The organism is Nocardia sp. NPDC087230 (assembly GCF_044744725.1).
Taxonomy (GTDB): Bacteria; Actinomycetota; Actinomycetes; order Mycobacteriales; family Mycobacteriaceae; genus Nocardia; species Nocardia canadensis.
Map to the genome: position 1 here is coordinate 356,156 of NZ_JBIUYV010000003.1, position 15,891 is coordinate 372,046.

The window sequence follows — 15,891 nt, forward strand, 5'->3', positions numbered from 1 at the left end:
CATGCACAGCTTCGGTCACCGGTTGCAGCACGCCATGCGGGAATTCGGCCCGCTGTGCGTCGGCATCGACCCCCACCCCGGCCTGCTCCGGGCGTGGGGGCTCACCGAGGACGTCGACGGGCTCGAGGCGTTCGCCGAGATCTGCGTCGAGGCCTTCGACGGCCGCGTCGCCCTGGTCAAGCCGCAGGTCGCGTTCTTCGAGACCTACGGCTCGGGCGGTCTCGCGGTGCTCGAGCGGACCATCGAGGTCCTGCGGGCCTCTGGCACCCTGGTGCTGGCCGACGCCAAACGCGGCGACATCGGTTCCACCATGGACGCCTACGCGCACGCCTGGCTCGGTGACGGCCCGCTGGGCTCCGACGCCGTGACGGTCTCGCCGTATCTCGGGTTCGGGTCCCTGGACCCGGCGCTGAGTCTGGCGCAGGCCAACCATCGCGGCGTGTTCGTCCTCGCGGCGACGTCGAATCCCGAAGGCGCGCAACTGCAGCGGATCACCGCCGCGGACGGCCGCACGATCGCCCAGACCATGGTCGACGAGGCGGCGGCCCGCAACGCGGGCCACGGCTTCGGCTCGGTCGGCGTGGTCGTCGGCGCGACGCTCACCGAGGCGCCGGACCTGTCGGCACTCAACGGCCCCATCCTGATGCCCGGGGTCGGCGCGCAGGGCGGGGGAGCGGACTCCATCCGCGCCCTGGTCCCCGCGGCGAACCTGACGGCCGTGGTGCCCAATGTGTCGCGCGAAGTTCTCAACGCGGGCCCGTCGGTGACGGCGCTGTGCGACAAGATGACTCAGCTGCAGGAGGAGTTCGCCTTCCTGCAGGCCTGACGGCAACGAGGGGCCGGGGTGGCGAAATGCTGCCCCGGCCTCGTCGTTTCCATCGCGTCCCGCGATCAGGCGAGGCAGTAGGTCGCGGTGACCGTCGCGAACAGCGACAACGCGTCCGACGACGCCGCCGAGCCGAGGACCATCGTCAGCGAGCGGCCATCGGTCGACCGGAACGCATACGAGACGTATCCGAGCAGCTCACCGCCGTGCCCCCACAGCTCGTCACCGCACGGTGGGGCGAAACGCTGCAGGCCCAGACCGTAGTGGAAACCCATGCCCATCGGGACGGTCTCGCGCATCCGGTCCAGCGAGGCGGGGCTGATCAGCCGCCCGCCCAGCAACGCGGCGTAGAACGCATCGAGATCGGCTGTGGTGGAGAGCATCTCGCCTGCGGCCCAGTCCAGCGACGGGTTCATCTCGGTCACGTCCACGCGGCCCGCGCCGTCGATGTCGCGATATGCGGTGAGGGCGGGTGCGGGGAGGCGGGGGTCGTCGCCGGGCACGGTGGTGGCGGTCAACCGCAGGGGAGTGAGAACGCGGTTGCGGATCTCGTCGCCGTAGCGGTGGCTTGTCACGTGCTCGATGAGCAGGCCGAGCGCGATGTAGTTGGTGTTCGAGTACCGGAAGCGGGCGCCCGGCGCGAAATACGGGTCGTGGCGCACCGCGGTGGCGAGCAGATCGCGGGGCGCGTGACTGCGAAATCGATCGTCGCCGCGCCACCGGTTCGTCGACAGGCCGGGTTCCTTCATGTAGTCGTAGAGCCCGCTGGTGTGATTCATCAACTGCCGCACCGTGATCCGGTTTCCGTCGGGAATCGGGTCGGGTAGCTGTGCCGCGATCGAACCATCCAGGTCGACCTTGCCTTCGTCGACCAGTTGCAGCACCACGGTGGCGACGAAGGTCTTGGTGATGCTGCCGATCCGGAACCTGCTGTGTGGGTCGGGCGTGGACTGCCCGGTGCCGCCGTACTGCCACTCCCGTTGCCGTTCCCCCTCGGAGATCCGAAGCACGATGTCGGTATCGGTCCACCGCGCCGCGGCCTCGACCGTGTCCCCGACCACCCGCCAACGCGCCGTCACGAGGACGGTGGCGGCCACCAGCACGGCCGTCAGCACGGTGCCCAGAACGACCGCAGAGGCACGAAACAGTTTCTGTCGCATAGGGTTCGACGCTAGGGGCGCTCCGTGCCGCCAACGAGGGTGCAGGCCCCGCGACCGGGGTGCGGAAAACCCCACCCCTCGACTGCGGTCGCACCCCGCCGACCGGATGGTTGGCGCTACTGATCGCCGAGCGCCGGGTTCCTAGCGTCGAAAGCATGGAAACGACAGGCACTTCGACCGAACTGACCGGCATCGCGGGATGGGCGGTCCAGTTGATGGAACAGCTCGGCGGACTCGGCGCCGGCATCGCCATCGCACTCGAGAACCTCTTCCCCCCGCTGCCCAGCGAGGTGATCCTGCCGCTGGCGGGGTTCACGGCCGGCCGCGGCCGGTTCGGCCTCGCCGAGGTGCTGCTGTGGACGACGCTCGGTTCGGTCCTCGGCGCGCTGGCCCTCTACGGCCTCGGTGCCGCCCTGGGCCGCGACCGGCTGCGCCGCATCGTCGACCGGCTGCCCCTGCTGCGCCTGTCCGACCTGGACCGCACCGAGGACTGGTTCGCCCGCCACGGCGACAAGGCGGTGTTCTTCGGCCGCATGATCCCGATTTTCCGCAGCCTGATCTCGATCCCGGCCGGTGTCGAACGGATGCCGGTGGGGCGCTTCACCGTGCTGACCACCGCGGGCAGTCTGCTGTGGAACGCGGTCTTCGTGTTCGCGGGGTACTTTCTCGGGGAGAACTGGCACGTCGTGCAGACCTACGCCGGTGTGCTGCAGAAACTGGTCATCGCCGCGGTGCTCGTGGCCACGACGTGGTTGCTGGTCAGACGTCTTCGTGACCGACGCGCCCGGATCGACGTCCGATGACGACGGCTACCGCACCGCCGATGTCGGGGCGGCGGGCCGAGACCGTCGTGTCGCCGCCGTTCGCCCCGTACGGTGCTGTGACCGTGCGGCGGTCATCGATGTGGCCGGGGCACGGGAGGATCGGGTGATGGGTTCTTCTCCGGCGCGAGCATCGCGCGGCGCCGCGGCGATCGCGGGGTATCTGCTCGGCGTCGTCACCGCGCCGCTCGACCTGCTCGGTGTGCTGGCCGCGCCGGTCGCGATGCCGGTCACCGACCGGATCGTGGCGGTCGAGCGGTGGCGGGTGACGCGGCTGCTCGGTGTTCGCGCGACCGCTGCCCCCGGGGGCGCGCGGGCGGCCGGATATCTGGCGGTTCGCGCGGTGATCGGGTCGGTCGGGGCGGTGGTGCTCGCGCTGTGCGGTGCGGGCGTCGTGGTTGCGGCGGCCCTGGTGTACGGGGCGAGCACCGGCGCCGCGGTGGCGATCGTCGATGCCACCGCACCGGGGCAGATCACCTGGACGACGGTGGCGGTGGTCGTGCTGCCCGGCGCGGTGCTGTGTTTTCTCGGGGTGCAGGGGCTGGTCGGAGTGGTGCGGGCCGAGGCGTGGGCGCTGCGGCGCAGCGTGCGGCCGGGCTCGGGCGAGCTGGCCCAGCGAGTGGCGCAGCTGACCACGACCCGGGCCGAGGTGGTCGACATCATCGACGACGAGCGCCGCCGCATCGAACGCGACCTGCACGACGGCGTACAGCAGCGCGTGGTCGCCCTGTCCATCCTGCTCGGGCGGGTGGAGCGCGAATCCGACGGCGCCGCCAGGGCCGAGCTGCAGCGGCGCGCGATCACCGAGACCGGCCACATCCTCGACGAATTGCGTGAGGTGTCGTGGCGCATCTACCCGGCGATGCTCGCCCGCGACGGACTCCACGCCGCGCTCGAGGCCCTGGTCGATCGGACCCCGCTGCCGACCCGGCTCGACTACGCGCTCACCGAGCGTGCCCCGCACCGGGTCGAATCGGCCTGCTACTTCGCCGCCAGCGAGGCGATCACCAACGCGATCAAACACTCCGGGGCCGCGGCCGTCGCGGTCGGCGTCGAGCGCGACGGGCCGGTCGTGCGCCTGCGGGTGCGCGACGACGGCATCGGTGGCGCCGACCCCACCGGCCACGGGCTCGCGGGGATGGTGACCCGGGTCACCGCGATGGACGGCACGATGAGGGTGGACAGCCCGCCGGGCGGCCCGACGACCGTCACCGTGGAGGTTCCGTGCGAATAACCCTGGCCGAGGATTCCGCGCTGCTGCGCGAGAGCCTGGCCCAGTTGCTGACCGCCGAGGGCCACGAGATAGTGGACTCCGTCGGCACCGCGACCGAGCTGCTCGCCGCCGTGCGGGTCCGGCCGCCCGATCTGGTCATCGCCGATGTCCGGATGCCTCCCGATCACGTCGACGAGGGCATCAGAGCGGCACTGGAGATCCGCCGGGACCAGCCGGGTATCGCGGTCCTGGTGCTCTCGCAGTACGTCGAGCGCAGGCACGCCGCGGAATTCCTGACCGGCACGGGCGGCATCGGCTACCTGCTCAAGGACCGGGTCGCCGCGATCGGCGCGTTCCTGGACGCCGTCGAGCGGGTCGGCGCGGGCGGCACCGCCTTCGATCCGGAGGTGGTGCGTCAGTTGCTGCTGCGCAATCGCGCCGATGCGCCGCTGCACCGGCTGACCGAGCGTGAGCGCGCGGTGCTCGAGCTCATGGCGCAGGGCCTGAGCAATGCCGCGATCTGTCAGCAGCTGTTCGTCACTCGTAGCGCCGTCGAGAAGCACATCAACGCGATCTTCACCAAGCTGGACCTCCCCGCGGGCGAAGCGCACAACCGGCGCGTTCTCGCGATCCTGCAGCACCTGCGCGCGGGTGCGGTCGACGCCTAGCCGGTGCTCGTCGCGGTCAGGCGTGCGCCGCGGCGGGAATCCGGCCGCGCCACCAGCCCAGCGCGCCGACACCGAGCGGCACCAGCAGGGTGAGGAACCCCGACAGCGGCATGTACGCCAGCCCGGCGACGGTCGTGACGGCGAGGGCGACGAGGACCGGCACCGGGACGAAACCGCGAGCGCGCTCCAGCTCGATCATGGCCAGGCCGAGTCCGATGCCGACCACACCGAACAGGGTGAACCAGAACGACAGTTCGGTGCCCTGATCGCCGGCCGCGAGCAACGCCACCCCCATGATCGTGTGCACGGTCGCGATGAACACCAGGGCGGCCCCAGCCAGCGGAAATCTAGTTCTTGAATTCATGTTCATAAACTGTGCCACTAGGCTGAGCCGGTGGCAAGACCCCGTCTCTTCACCGACGACCAGGTGCTCGACGCGGCCCGTGACCTGCTGGTCGATCCGGCGATCATCCGGCCCGCCATCGCCGCGATCGGCAAGGCCGCCGGCGTGCACACCGGGTCGATCTATGTGCGATTCGCCTCACGTGACGAACTGCTCGCCCGGCTCTGGCTGCGCTCGATCCGGCGTTTCCACGAGGGCCTGCTCGACGCGCTCGCCGGGCCGTCGCCGCTGCTGGCCGCGGCGACCTACCTGCCCCGGTACTGCCGCGAGCACCCGACCGAGGCCAGGGCGATGAAGATGTTCCATCGCGACGAACTGCTCGCGGTCGGTCCCGACGAATTGCGGCACGAGATCGCCACGGTCAACGACGCCATGAACGCCGCCCTGCTGGCCGCGGTGGTCACCGAATTCGGCACCGCCGACGCCGAGACCACCGCCGTCGCGGAGGCCGCGGTGAAGGCGATTCCGTACGGCCTGGTGCGTGACTACATCGCCCGCGCGGCGCCGATTCCGGCGTGGATCGACGAGGTCACCGCGACCGCCACCGGCGCGGTTCTGGATCGTTTCCATTCCCGATCTTGACGACACACTGTGCGAAATCCTGCGACACGCGGGGATTTTCCGGAAACCCGCTGGTCGCGCGCCACCGGGTTTGCGGGGCCTGTGACCGCCACGGGCGCAACCGAATGGCTAACATCGCCCATATCGGCATAACCGCAGGTGGGGATGCATTTTGTGAATTCGGCGGTACGATCGGGGCGGAAGAATCGCCGGTCACCGCATCGGGCCCGCGCGCCCCATACGGCATGCGTAATCCGGCCCTGACCTGGGGGTCGGGTTCGCAATCGGCGGGCGTCGTGGGTACGGTCGCACAGACCGTCCGGGTAACCGGCGGTAGATCTAGCAATGAACGATGAGACGGAGGAACCGTGGCCCTTCCCCAGCTGACTGACGAGCAGCGCGCCGCTGCTTTGGAGAAGGCGGCTGCCGCTCGCCGTGCTCGGGCGGAGCTCAAGGAGCGCCTGAAGCGTGGCGGTACCAACCTGAAGCAGGTCCTCACCGACGCCGAATCCGATGAGATTCTCGGCAAGATGAAGGTCTCTGCGCTGCTCGAGGCTCTGCCGAAGGTGGGCAAGGTCAAGGCTGCCGAGATCATGACCGAGCTGGAGATCGCCCCCACCCGGCGGCTCCGTGGCCTGGGCGACCGTCAGCGCAAGGCGCTGCTGGCTCGCTTCGACTTCGACGCCTGATTCAGGTGGTCGAACACACGCGGAAGGGTCGGCTGGTTGTACTGGTCGGCCCCTCGGCCGTGGGTAAGTCCACGGTCGTGCGGTGCGTGCGGGAACGCCTGCCCGAACTGGTTTTCAGCGTGTCGGCGACGACCCGGGCCCCCCGGCCCGGGGAAGTCGACGGCCGGGACTACCGTTTCGTTTCCCGAGCCGAGTTCGACGCCATGATCGAGGCGGACGAACTGCTCGAATGGGCAGACATCCACGGGGGGTTGCAGCGCTCGGGCACCCCCGCGGCCCCGGTGCGCGAAGCGCTGGAGGCCGGACATCACGTCCTGCTCGAGGTCGATCTGGCCGGTGCGCGATCGGTTCGGCAGGCGATGCCCGAAGCACTGCTGGTGTTTCTCGCACCGCCGAGCTGGGAAGAACTGGTCTCGCGCCTGCGGTCACGCGGCACCGAGACGCCCGAGGTGATCGAGCGCAGACTCGAGACCGCCCGGGTCGAATTGGCGGCCTGTGACGAGTTCGACACGGTCATCGTGAACAGCGAGGTGACGACTGCCTGCGAGCAGTTGGTATCGTTATTCGTTAGCACAAATTCGAGTTCTTGACCCACTAACCCCGCAGGAGCCTCCCCTAGTGAGTACGGACACCGCAGCCGCGCCCGCGTACGACACCCCGATCGGCCTCACCAACCCGCCGATCGACGAGCTGCTCGAGCGCACGTCGTCCAAGTACGCCCTGGTGATCTACGCGGCCAAGCGCGCGCGTCAGATCAACGACTACTACAACCAGCTCGGTGACGGCATCCTCGAGTACGTCGGCCCGCTCGTCGAGCCCGGCCTGCAGGAGAAGCCGCTGTCGGTCGCCATGCGTGAAATCCACTCCGACCTGCTCGAGCACACCGAGGGCGAGTGACAATCTCTTTTCCGGAGGCGTAGAGACCATGCGGATCGTCGTCGGGGTCGGCGGGGGCATCGCCGCCTACAAGGCGTGTGCCCTCGTTCGCCGGTTCACCGAGACCGGCCATCAGGTGCGGGTCATCCCCACCGAGTCGGCCCTGCAGTTCGTCGGTAAGGCGACCTTCGAGGCACTGTCCGGCCAACCGGTGCACACCGGTGTGTTCGCCGATGTGCCCGAGGTGCCGCATGTCCGGATCGGCCAGGAGGCCGATCTCGTCGTCATCGCCCCCGCCACCGCGGATCTGATGGCGCGCGCCGCACAGGGGCGCGCCGACGATCTGCTCACCGCCACCTTGCTGACGGCTCGATGTCCGGTGCTGTTCGCGCCCGCGATGCACACCGAGATGTGGGAGCATCCGGCGACGGTGGCCAATGTCGCGACGCTGCGAGCGCACGGCGCCAATGTCATGGAACCCGCGTCGGGCCGGCTCACCGGCACCGACACCGGTCCGGGCAGGCTGCCCGAGCCGGAGGAGATCTTCGGCCTGGCCTCGCTGCTGCTCGAACGCCCCGACGCGCTGCCCCGCGACCTGACCGGTCGCCGCGTGGTGATCACCGCCGGTGGCACCAGGGAACCGCTCGATCCCGTGCGTTTCCTCGGCAATCGCAGCTCGGGCAAGCAGGGCTACGCCCTGGCCCGGGTCGCCGCCCAGCGTGGCGCCCAGGTGACGCTGATCGCGGGCAACACCATCGAGCTCGCGCCGCCCGCCGCCGTGGACCTGGTCCACATCACCACCGCCGACCAGCTCAAGACCGCGGTCGACAAGCACGCGCTGGGCGCGGACGCGGTGATCATGGCGGCCGCGGTCGCCGATTTCCGTCCGACCCATGTGGCCGCTGCGAAGATCAAGAAGGGCGCAGACGAGCCCGACGTGATCCCGCTGACCAAGAACGAGGACATCCTCGCCGGCTTGGTCGACGCCCGCACCGACGGCAGGCTCGCCGGCACCGCGATCGTCGGCTTCGCCGCCGAGACCGGGGACGACAACGGTGACGTGCTCACCCACGCGCGCGCCAAACTGGCCCGTAAAGGCTGCGATCTGCTCGTGGTCAACGCGGTCGGGGAGGGCAAGGCGTTCGAGGTGGACACCAACGACGGCTGGTTGCTCGGCGCCGACGGCACCGAACAGGCCCTCGATCACGGGTCCAAGGCGCTGCTGGCCAGCCGGGTGCTCGACGCGCTCGTCCCGCTCCTGCGCTGACCGGGTACGGTCGCCGATAGCTTCGCGAGATCTGTTGCGCTGCAAGGATCGTCGCGCAGTGTACGGCGTGTGGACGCCGTCCGTGGGCGCCTTCGCCGGTTCGGTGAACAGTCCGGGACAGTCTGTGTGCACTGCGCCACCTCGTCGGTGGTTTGGAATAGTCTGAGAAGAAGGGTTGTGCGGTAGCACCGAGAAGTTACCGTCACAAGCCGACACGAGTAACCCGTTGAGGGAGAGGGAATAACTGTGCGTACGACAGGTAGTCGGCTATTCACCAGTGAGTCCGTGACCGAGGGGCATCCGGACAAGATCTGTGACGCGATCAGCGATTCCATCCTCGACGCGCTGCTCGCGGCGGACCCGCGCAGCCGGGTCGCGGTGGAGACCCTGGTGACCACGGGTCAGGTGCATGTCGCGGGCGAGGTCACCACCTCCGCCTACGCCGACATCCCGCGGATCGTCCGCGAGAAGGTCCTCGAGATCGGATACGACTCCTCCGCAAAGGGTTTCGACGGAAACTCCTGTGGTGTGAACATCGCGATCGGTGCCCAGTCGCCCGACATCGCGCAGGGTGTCGACACCTCGCACGAGGCGCGTGTCGGCGGTTCCGACGACGAGATCGAACGGCAGGGCGCCGGTGACCAGGGCCTGATGTTCGGCTACGCCACCACCGACACCCCCGAGCTGATGCCGCTGCCGATCGCGCTCGCGCACCGGCTCTCGCGCAAGCTCACCGAGGTCCGCAAGTCCGGCGTGCTGCCGTACCTGCGTCCCGACGGCAAGACCCAGGTCACCATCGAATACGACGGTGACAAGCCGGTCCGGCTGGACACCGTGGTCATCTCGACCCAGCACGCGGCCGACATCGACCTGGACAACCTGCTGGCCCCCGACATCCGGTCGAAGGTCGTCGACGCCGTCATCGGCGATCTGAACCTGCCGACCCTGGACACCTCCGACATCCGCCTGCTGGTCAACCCGACCGGCAAGTTCGTGCTCGGTGGCCCGATGGGTGACGCGGGCCTGACCGGCCGCAAGATCATCGTCGACACCTACGGCGGCATGGCACGCCACGGTGGTGGCGCGTTCTCCGGCAAGGACCCGTCGAAGGTCGACCGCTCGGCCGCCTACGCCATGCGCTGGGTCGCCAAGAACGTCGTGGCCGCCGAGCTGGCGGAGCGCGTCGAGGTGCAGGTCGCGTACGCGATCGGCAAGTCGGCGCCGGTCGGCCTGTTTGTCGAGACCTTCGGCACCGAGAAGGTCGATCCGGCCCGCATCTCCGCCGCCATCTCGGAGGTCTTCGACCTGCGTCCGGGCGCGATCATCCGCGACCTGGACCTGCTGCGCCCGATCTACGCGCCGACCGCGGCCTACGGTCACTTCGGCCGCACCGACGTCGATCTGCCCTGGGAGCACACGGACCGCGCCGACAAGCTGCGCGCGGCCGTCGGCCTGTAAGACCCACCGCCCGCGTGGCAGCGGACGACACGACGACAGCAGCGGGACACCCGATCGCTCGGGTGCTCCCGCTGCTGTCGCCTGCGCACCTGGACCGCGACTTCGACTATCTGGTACCCCCGGAACTGGACGAGATCGCGCAGCCGGGGGTTCGGGTCCGAGTCCGGTTCGCCGGCCGCCTCGTCGACGGGTACCTGCTCGAACGTCTTCCGCACAGCGAGCACACCGGCAAGATGGTGAAGCTCGAACGCGTCGTCTCCCCGGAGCGCGTCCTCACCCCGGAGATCCTGCGGCTGGCCACCGCCGTCGCCGCCCGGTACGCGGGCACCCGCGCCGATGTCCTGCGCCTGGCCATCCCGCCCCGCCACGCCCGTACCGAGACCGGCGGAACCAAGAAGTCCACTGCCGCAACAGAATCCGCGCTCGACGAAGCGGAACCGGCTGCTGCTGAAGCCGATTCGCCGGCGGACGGCCCGTCGTCACCAGCGGCGGGTCCGGGCGATTGCGTCGAAAAGGATTCGCCCGCAGCGGTTCCGGACGCGGTGGCGAGCGATCCTGTCGATACCACCGCGTGGAACAGGTACCAGCACGGCGGCGCCTTCGTGGCCGCGCTGAGTGCCGGACGCGCACCCCGGGCGGCCTGGCAGGCGCTGCCCGGGGAGGACTGGGCGGCGCGGCTGGCCGAGCTCGCCGCGACCGTGGTCGCGAGCGGTCGCAGTGCCGTGCTGATGGTGCCGGATCAGCGCGACCTGGATCGGCTGCTCGCCGAATGCGTTCGGCTGGTGGGGGATTCGGCCGTCGGGCTGTCGGCCGGGTTGGGGCCCGCCGCGCGGTATCGGCGGTGGCTGGCGGTGCTGCGCGGACAGGCGCGCGTCGTCGTCGGTACCCGCGCGGCCGTCTTCGCGCCCGCGCGTGATCTCGGACTGATCGCCCTCTGGGACGACGGTGACGACACCTACGCCGAGCCGCGGGCACCGTATCCGCATGCCAGGGAAGTGGCGATGCTGCGCGCCCACGAGACCGGCGCCGCCTTCGTCGCGGCCGGTTTCGCCAGGACCGCGGAGATCCAGGCCGTCGTCGAGTCCGGCTGGGCGCGAGACCTGCTCGCCGAACGCCAGGTGCTGCGCGAGGTGATGCCCCGGATCAGCGCGCCCGGCGACACCGACTTCGCGCTGGAACGCGACGCGCTGGCGCGGGCGGTCCGTATGCCCGGTGTCGCGTTCGCCGCCGCCCGCGCGGCGATCAAGGAGAACGCCGCGGTCCTGGTCCAGGTGCCCCGGCGCGGCTATGTCCCCTCGCTGGCCTGCGCGAAGTGCCGGACCCCCGCGCGCTGCAGGCACTGCAACGGGCCGTTGGCGTTGCCACAGTCGAGCACGGGTGAAGCCGCGAGCCCGCAGTGCCGCTGGTGCGGCATCACCGAGGCCGCCTTCCGCTGCCAGGCGTGCGGTGCGCGCGCACTGCGCGCGATGGTCATCGGCGCCGCCCGCACGGCCGAAGAACTCGGCCGCGCCTTCCCCGGTGTCCCGATCCGTGGCTCGGGTGGCGGGGAAGTGCTCGACAGCGTCGAACCGGGTGCGCAGGTCGTGGTCGCGACCGTCGGCGCGGAACCGCTGGTGCGGGGCGGCTACGGGGTCGCGCTGCTGCTGGACGGCTGGGCCCTGCTGGGACGGGCCGACCTGCGCGCGACCGAGGACACCTTGCGTCGGTGGATGGGCGCCGCCGCGCTGGTCCGCCCGCGCGGGCAGGTGATCGTGATGGCCGAGCCGTCGCTGCCCACCGTGCAGGCGCTCGTGCGCTGGGACCCGGTCCATCACGCCGCCGCCGAGCTGGCGGCGCGCGCCGAGGTCGGCTTCCCGCCCGCGGTGCGGCTGGCGGCGATCGACGGCACCACCGCCGCCATCGCCGAATTGCTCGAGGCCACCCAGCTGCCGGACCGGGTCGACATCCTCGGACCGGTGCCGCTGCCGCCGACGGCCCGCAAACCCTTCTCCGGCTCCGACCAACCGGCCGAGGTCGAGCGCATGCTGCTGCGGGTGGGCCGGACCGAGGGCGGTCCCCTCGCCCGGGCGCTCACGGCGGCTCAGGCGGTGCGCAGCTCGCATCGGTCCGACGCGCCGTTGCGGGTGCAGATCGACCCGGTCGACATCGGCTGACGGTCGGGTCGGAGGCGCCCGGCGACAGCGGTCGGCCTGGTCGTCGCGCGCCTGCCGCAGTGGTGGTCCCGAACCCTGTCCTACCATGACCTCGGGTGAGCAGAGAGGATCGTGGTGGAGTTCTTCACGACACGCGACGGGACGTACGTGGCGAACGATCTGGCGGTGAGCCGCTGGTCGCCGAATCAGCTGCACGGCGTCGCGGTGTGCGGCCTGCTCGCGCTGGAGGCCGAGAAGCACAGTCCGGGAACGGGATTCGTCCCGGCGCGGCTCTCGGTCGACCTGTTCCAGCAGGTCACCCGGGACCCGATCACGCTGCACAGCGCGGTGGTGCGGGCGGGCAATCGCATCAAGGTCGTCGATTCCTGGCTCGTCCAGCAGGACCAGACGCGAGCCAGGGCGACAGTGACCTTCCTGGCCGCCGCCGACGACCCGCCGGGAACGGTCTGGCAACCGCCACGGACGCTGCCGGTCCCGACGGAACGACGCGACGATCCGCGGGGTGCCCTTCCACTGTTCAAGTCCGGTGACGGCGACTGGATCACCGACTTCGGCGCGGCGCGTGACGCCGAGCGCAAGGTCACCTGGCAGAACCTGCCGCCGCTGGTGGCCGGGGAACCGTTCACCCCGTTCCAGCGGGCCGCCGCCACCGGCGACCTCACCAACCTCGTCTGCCACTGGGGTTCGCGCGGGGTCGGCTACATCAACGCCGACATGACGCTCACCCTGTCCCGCCTGCCGGTGGGCCCGGAACTCGGCATGCAGGCCCTCGACCACGTCGGCAACGCCGGTGTCGCGGTGAGTACCGCGACGATGTACGACCGCGAAGGCCCGCTCGGCACCTGCGTGATCACCGCCGTGGCCAACGACCGGCGCCGGTCGGCCCCCGCGCACCGTGGCGAACCGGTGCCCGCGACCGCTGAGGGCTGAGACCGGCACCGATGAATTCGGGGTGCCCGCGTCGTCTGCACTGACGACGGCGCACGCCCGCGCGTCCCCGAACCGTGCCTGGAGGCCCCGTGGCGACACCTCTCTCCCGCGACGAGCTGTGGGCGATGACCCACGCCGAACGGGCGGCCCTCGCCGACGATCTCGCCGGTCTGGACGACGCGCAGTGGACCCGGCCGTCGCTGTGCGGGACCTGGGTGGTCGAGGAGGTCGTCGCCCACCTGACCGCCGCGGCGAGCATCGGGCGACTGCGCTGGCTGGCCAGTGTGCTCGGCGCCCGCTTCGACTTCGATCTGCACAATGCCCGGCGGCTGGCCGAGCACCGCGGGGCCACACCCGCCGAGACGCTCGCCCGGTTCCGATCGATCGCCACCAGCACGACCGCGGCGTCCGGGCACACCGCGGCCTGGCTCGGCGAGGTCGTCGTGCACGGTCAGGACATCCGGCGTCCGCTCGGGCTGCCCACCACCCCGACGACGGCCGCCGCCACCGCGGTCGCCGACTTCTACGCGAGCCGCGATTTCACCGTGCCCAGCCGGACCACCATCGCCGGCCTGCGCCTGGACGCCACCGACGGGCCCTTCGCCACGGGCGCCGGGCCGCTGGTCACGGGTCCGACGATCGCGCTGGTGATGGTCATGGCGGGCCGCAGCACCTACGCCGACGACCTCACCGGGCCCGGCCTGCCGACGCTGCGAGCCCGCCTGGCCGAGAAGCCCTGAGCGGGCTTGGACCCTGCTCAGAGATACAGCGCGCGCTGCCGCAGCACCCACTGCGCGTACGAGGTCGCCGGGCGACCGAGCACCCGCTCGATATCGCCGCTGACCTCCTGCTCGGCCGTGGTCGGCGTGCCCAGGATGGTCAGCGTGTGGTCGGCGACCGCCTCCGGCATGAAGCGCAGCATGTTCGCCTTCGCCTGCGCGGCGTCGAGTTCGACGAAGCTGATCGGCTCGTCGACGGCCGCGGCGATCGCGGCCGCTTGCTCTCGCGGGGTCACGAGCGCCGGACCGGTCAGCGTGTAGGCGCGTCCGGCATGCCCATCGGCGCGCAGGGCGACGGCGGCGACCGCGGCGATGTCGCCCGGGTCGACCGCGGGCAGGCCGACCTCGCCGAACGGCGCGGCGACGGTGCGCGCGGTGCGCACCGGCTCGATCCAGGCATAGGTGTTGGAGAAGAACGCGCCCGGCCGCAGCACGGTCCAGGCGAGGTCGGACTCCGCCAGCGCCCGCTCGAACGCGATGGTGCGCGCGTAGCCGGCGGAGTCGGGCCGGGTCACCGCGCCTTGCGAGGACACGAACACCACCCGGCCGATACCGGCCGCGGACGCGGCCTTCAGCAGCTGAGCGGGCTCGGGCCCGGTCATCAGCTGCTCGCCGGTGATCAGCAGGAACAGTGCGTCCGCGCCCTGGAGCGCGGGGGAGAGGCTGTCGAGGTCGCCCAGGTCGGCCACGACGTGCTCCACCCCCGCGGGCAGGTCGACGGGCGCGGCGCCACGCGACACGGCCCTGACCCGCTCACCCGCCTCGGCGAGCAGGCCGACGAGCGTGCGGCCGATATTGCCGGTGGCACCGGTGACGACGATCATGAGAACTCCTTGAGTTAGTTGGCTGACTAACTCACCGTAGCAACGATCGACGGGGCTGTCTATAGTTAGTTGCATGACTGACTCAGTGGCGCAGGGGCGGCCGAAGATCGGGAAGCGGGAGCGGCTCGTGGCGGCGGCCGCGCGGGTCTTCTACGAGCAGGGCGTCGAGAAGACGACCATCGCCGACATCGCCGCCGCGGCCGACGTGCCGGTCGGCAACGTCTACTACTACTTCAAGACCAAGGATCAGTTCGTCCAGGCCGTCATCGACACGCACGCGGGGGTGCTGGCGGAGATCGTCGCCGGGATCGAGCCGCTGCCCGGCCCGGCCGAGCGTTTGAAGGCGATGGTCGCGAGCTGGGTGGAGCAGCGCGATCTCGCCGCGCGCTACGGCTGCCCGACCGGCTCGCTGGCCGCCGAACTCGACAAGCGTCCCGATGCCTTCGGCGGCGAACCGGCACGGCTGATGAGCCTGCTCATCGACTGGGCCCGGGGGCAGTTCGCCGAACTCGGCAGGCCCGACGCCGCCGAACTCGCCGTCGCCTTCGTCGCGGCATATCAGGGAATCTCACTGCTCGCCAACACCTTCCGCGACCCCGGCCTGATGGTGACCGAGGGCGCGCGGTTGGCGCGCTGGATCGACGAGCTGGCCGGGCGGGGCTGAGCTCACCCGGCGGGCTGCCAACCCGAGCACAGCAGATCGATCGTGGTGATCCGGTCCTGAGCGGTCGTCAGGAACGCCCGCTGCTCGGCGATCCTGGCCGCGCCGGGATCGTGAGTCGGCCGCATCCGGACCAGCCAGTGCAGGGCGAGCTTGTCGCCGCGGCGTTCGTGACCGGCGTCGACGACGGCGAAGTCGTCCGGTCCGCCGAACCAGCCGCGGAACCGGTCGATAGTCGCGGCCGGGCCCAGCGCGTCGAACGGGCCGGGCGGGATGAGGCCGTGCAGGCGCACTTCGGGAGCGAGGCAGGCGGTCATGGCGGTGAAGTCGCGCCGGATCAGTGCGGCGAGAAACGCGTCGGCGACCGGGGATTCGGTCGACTTCGGGGGGAGGGTGGAAGCAGTCATCTCGGAAGTGTCGGCCCCACGCACCGGTCGGACATCGGGTGATCACCCGATCTTCGCGGGTTGATCCTCGTCCGGCAGCAGACCGTGGCGCATCGCGAACACCGCGGCCGAGCCACGGCTGTGCACCCCGATCTTGGTGTAGATGTGCTCGATGTGGCTGCCCGCGGTGCGCCAGGCGCGGCTCCGTCATGGTGA

General features: G+C 70.7%; 18 protein-coding genes. 14 read left to right on the forward strand and 4 right to left on the reverse strand.

The features are described from left to right. Window position 1: 1 nt before the first annotated feature. Window positions 2-826: an orotidine-5'-phosphate decarboxylase gene (pyrF, locus tag ACIO52_RS13740; RefSeq protein WP_342801385.1), complete on the forward strand. Its 825-nt coding sequence runs from the start codon at window positions 2-4 to the stop codon at window positions 824-826. Window positions 827-891: 65 nt separating this feature from the next. Here the strand turns inward: pyrF and ACIO52_RS13745 are convergent, their stop codons facing one another. Continuing rightward, window positions 892-1,986 carry a serine hydrolase domain-containing protein gene (locus tag ACIO52_RS13745; RefSeq protein ID WP_402643970.1) on the reverse strand — a complete coding sequence of 365 codons (1,095 nt, stop codon included), beginning with the start codon at window positions 1,984-1,986 and terminating at the stop codon, window positions 892-894. Window positions 1,987-2,141: 155 nt separating this feature from the next. Between ACIO52_RS13745 and ACIO52_RS13750 the strand changes: the two genes are divergently transcribed. The 3 genes from ACIO52_RS13750 to ACIO52_RS13760 all read left to right on the forward strand — a co-directional run bounded on the left by ACIO52_RS13750 (window position 2,142) and on the right by ACIO52_RS13760 (window position 4,688). Then, entirely contained in the window at window positions 2,142-2,789 is a 648-nt protein-coding gene (locus ACIO52_RS13750; protein WP_402643973.1) for a DedA family protein, read from the forward strand. Between the two features lie 127 nt (window positions 2,790-2,916). Next, window positions 2,917-4,041 (forward strand): sensor histidine kinase, encoded by a 1,125-nt coding sequence (locus tag ACIO52_RS13755; RefSeq protein WP_402643976.1) that lies wholly within the window; start codon window positions 2,917-2,919, stop codon window positions 4,039-4,041. Beyond that, window positions 4,032-4,688 carry a response regulator transcription factor gene (locus ACIO52_RS13760; RefSeq protein ID WP_218721683.1) on the forward strand — a complete coding sequence of 219 codons (657 nt, stop codon included), beginning with the start codon at window positions 4,032-4,034 and terminating at the stop codon, window positions 4,686-4,688. Before ACIO52_RS13755 ends, ACIO52_RS13760 begins: the two co-directional genes overlap by 10 nt. Window positions 4,689-4,704: 16 nt before the next feature. Here the strand turns inward: ACIO52_RS13760 and ACIO52_RS13765 are convergent, their stop codons facing one another. Beyond that, window positions 4,705-5,052: a DUF6463 family protein gene (locus ACIO52_RS13765; RefSeq protein ID WP_402643979.1), complete on the reverse strand. Its 348-nt coding sequence runs from the start codon at window positions 5,050-5,052 to the stop codon at window positions 4,705-4,707. A 30-nt stretch (window positions 5,053-5,082) separates the two neighbouring features. Here ACIO52_RS13765 and ACIO52_RS13770 point away from each other — a divergent pair, with 30 nt between their 5' ends. The 9 genes from ACIO52_RS13770 to ACIO52_RS13810 all read left to right on the forward strand — a co-directional run bounded on the left by ACIO52_RS13770 (window position 5,083) and on the right by ACIO52_RS13810 (window position 13,765). Then, window positions 5,083-5,673, forward strand: coding sequence for a TetR family transcriptional regulator (locus ACIO52_RS13770; protein WP_402643981.1), 591 nt, complete (start codon window positions 5,083-5,085; stop codon window positions 5,671-5,673). Between the two features lie 347 nt (window positions 5,674-6,020). After that, complete coding sequence (gene mihF, locus ACIO52_RS13775) at window positions 6,021-6,341, forward strand: integration host factor, actinobacterial type (protein WP_043653536.1); 321 nt, start codon at window positions 6,021-6,023, stop codon at window positions 6,339-6,341. 5 nt (window positions 6,342-6,346) lie between these two features. Then, window positions 6,347-6,931, forward strand: a complete 585-nt coding sequence (gene gmk / locus ACIO52_RS13780) for a guanylate kinase (protein ID WP_218721686.1) — start codon at window positions 6,347-6,349, stop codon at window positions 6,929-6,931. Beyond that, complete coding sequence (rpoZ, locus tag ACIO52_RS13785) at window positions 6,879-7,238, forward strand: DNA-directed RNA polymerase subunit omega (RefSeq protein ID WP_374104921.1); 360 nt, start codon at window positions 6,879-6,881, stop codon at window positions 7,236-7,238. Before gmk ends, rpoZ begins: the two co-directional genes overlap by 53 nt. 28 nt (window positions 7,239-7,266) lie before the next feature. Further along, window positions 7,267-8,484 (forward strand): bifunctional phosphopantothenoylcysteine decarboxylase/phosphopantothenate--cysteine ligase CoaBC, encoded by a 1,218-nt coding sequence (coaBC, locus tag ACIO52_RS13790; RefSeq protein ID WP_218721690.1) that lies wholly within the window; start codon window positions 7,267-7,269, stop codon window positions 8,482-8,484. A 246-nt stretch (window positions 8,485-8,730) separates the two neighbouring features. Beyond that, window positions 8,731-9,942 carry a methionine adenosyltransferase gene (metK, locus tag ACIO52_RS13795; protein WP_218721692.1) on the forward strand — a complete coding sequence of 404 codons (1,212 nt, stop codon included), beginning with the start codon at window positions 8,731-8,733 and terminating at the stop codon, window positions 9,940-9,942. Between the two features lie 14 nt (window positions 9,943-9,956). After that, a complete protein-coding gene (locus ACIO52_RS13800) occupies window positions 9,957-12,095 on the forward strand; it encodes a primosomal protein N' (protein ID WP_342801388.1) in 2,139 nt (712 codons plus the stop codon). Window positions 12,096-12,242: 147 nt separating this feature from the next. Beyond that, a complete protein-coding gene (locus ACIO52_RS13805) occupies window positions 12,243-13,025 on the forward strand; it encodes an acyl-CoA thioesterase domain-containing protein (RefSeq protein WP_342801389.1) in 783 nt (260 codons plus the stop codon). Between the two features lie 89 nt (window positions 13,026-13,114). Continuing rightward, window positions 13,115-13,765: a maleylpyruvate isomerase family mycothiol-dependent enzyme gene (locus ACIO52_RS13810; RefSeq protein WP_402643987.1), complete on the forward strand. Its 651-nt coding sequence runs from the start codon at window positions 13,115-13,117 to the stop codon at window positions 13,763-13,765. Window positions 13,766-13,782: 17 nt separating this feature from the next. Here ACIO52_RS13810 and ACIO52_RS13815 read toward each other — a convergent pair whose 3' ends face one another. Then, on the reverse strand, window positions 13,783-14,628 hold the full coding sequence (locus ACIO52_RS13815; RefSeq protein ID WP_402643990.1) for an SDR family oxidoreductase: 846 nt from the start codon (window positions 14,626-14,628) through the stop codon (window positions 13,783-13,785). A 73-nt stretch (window positions 14,629-14,701) separates the two neighbouring features. Here ACIO52_RS13815 and ACIO52_RS13820 point away from each other — a divergent pair, with 73 nt between their 5' ends. Further along, window positions 14,702-15,292: a TetR/AcrR family transcriptional regulator gene (locus tag ACIO52_RS13820; RefSeq protein WP_218721697.1), complete on the forward strand. Its 591-nt coding sequence runs from the start codon at window positions 14,702-14,704 to the stop codon at window positions 15,290-15,292. A 2-nt stretch (window positions 15,293-15,294) separates the two neighbouring features. Here the strand turns inward: ACIO52_RS13820 and ACIO52_RS13825 are convergent, their stop codons facing one another. Beyond that, window positions 15,295-15,696 carry a nuclear transport factor 2 family protein gene (locus ACIO52_RS13825; protein WP_402643993.1) on the reverse strand — a complete coding sequence of 134 codons (402 nt, stop codon included), beginning with the start codon at window positions 15,694-15,696 and terminating at the stop codon, window positions 15,295-15,297. Window positions 15,697-15,891 lie beyond the last annotated feature (195 nt).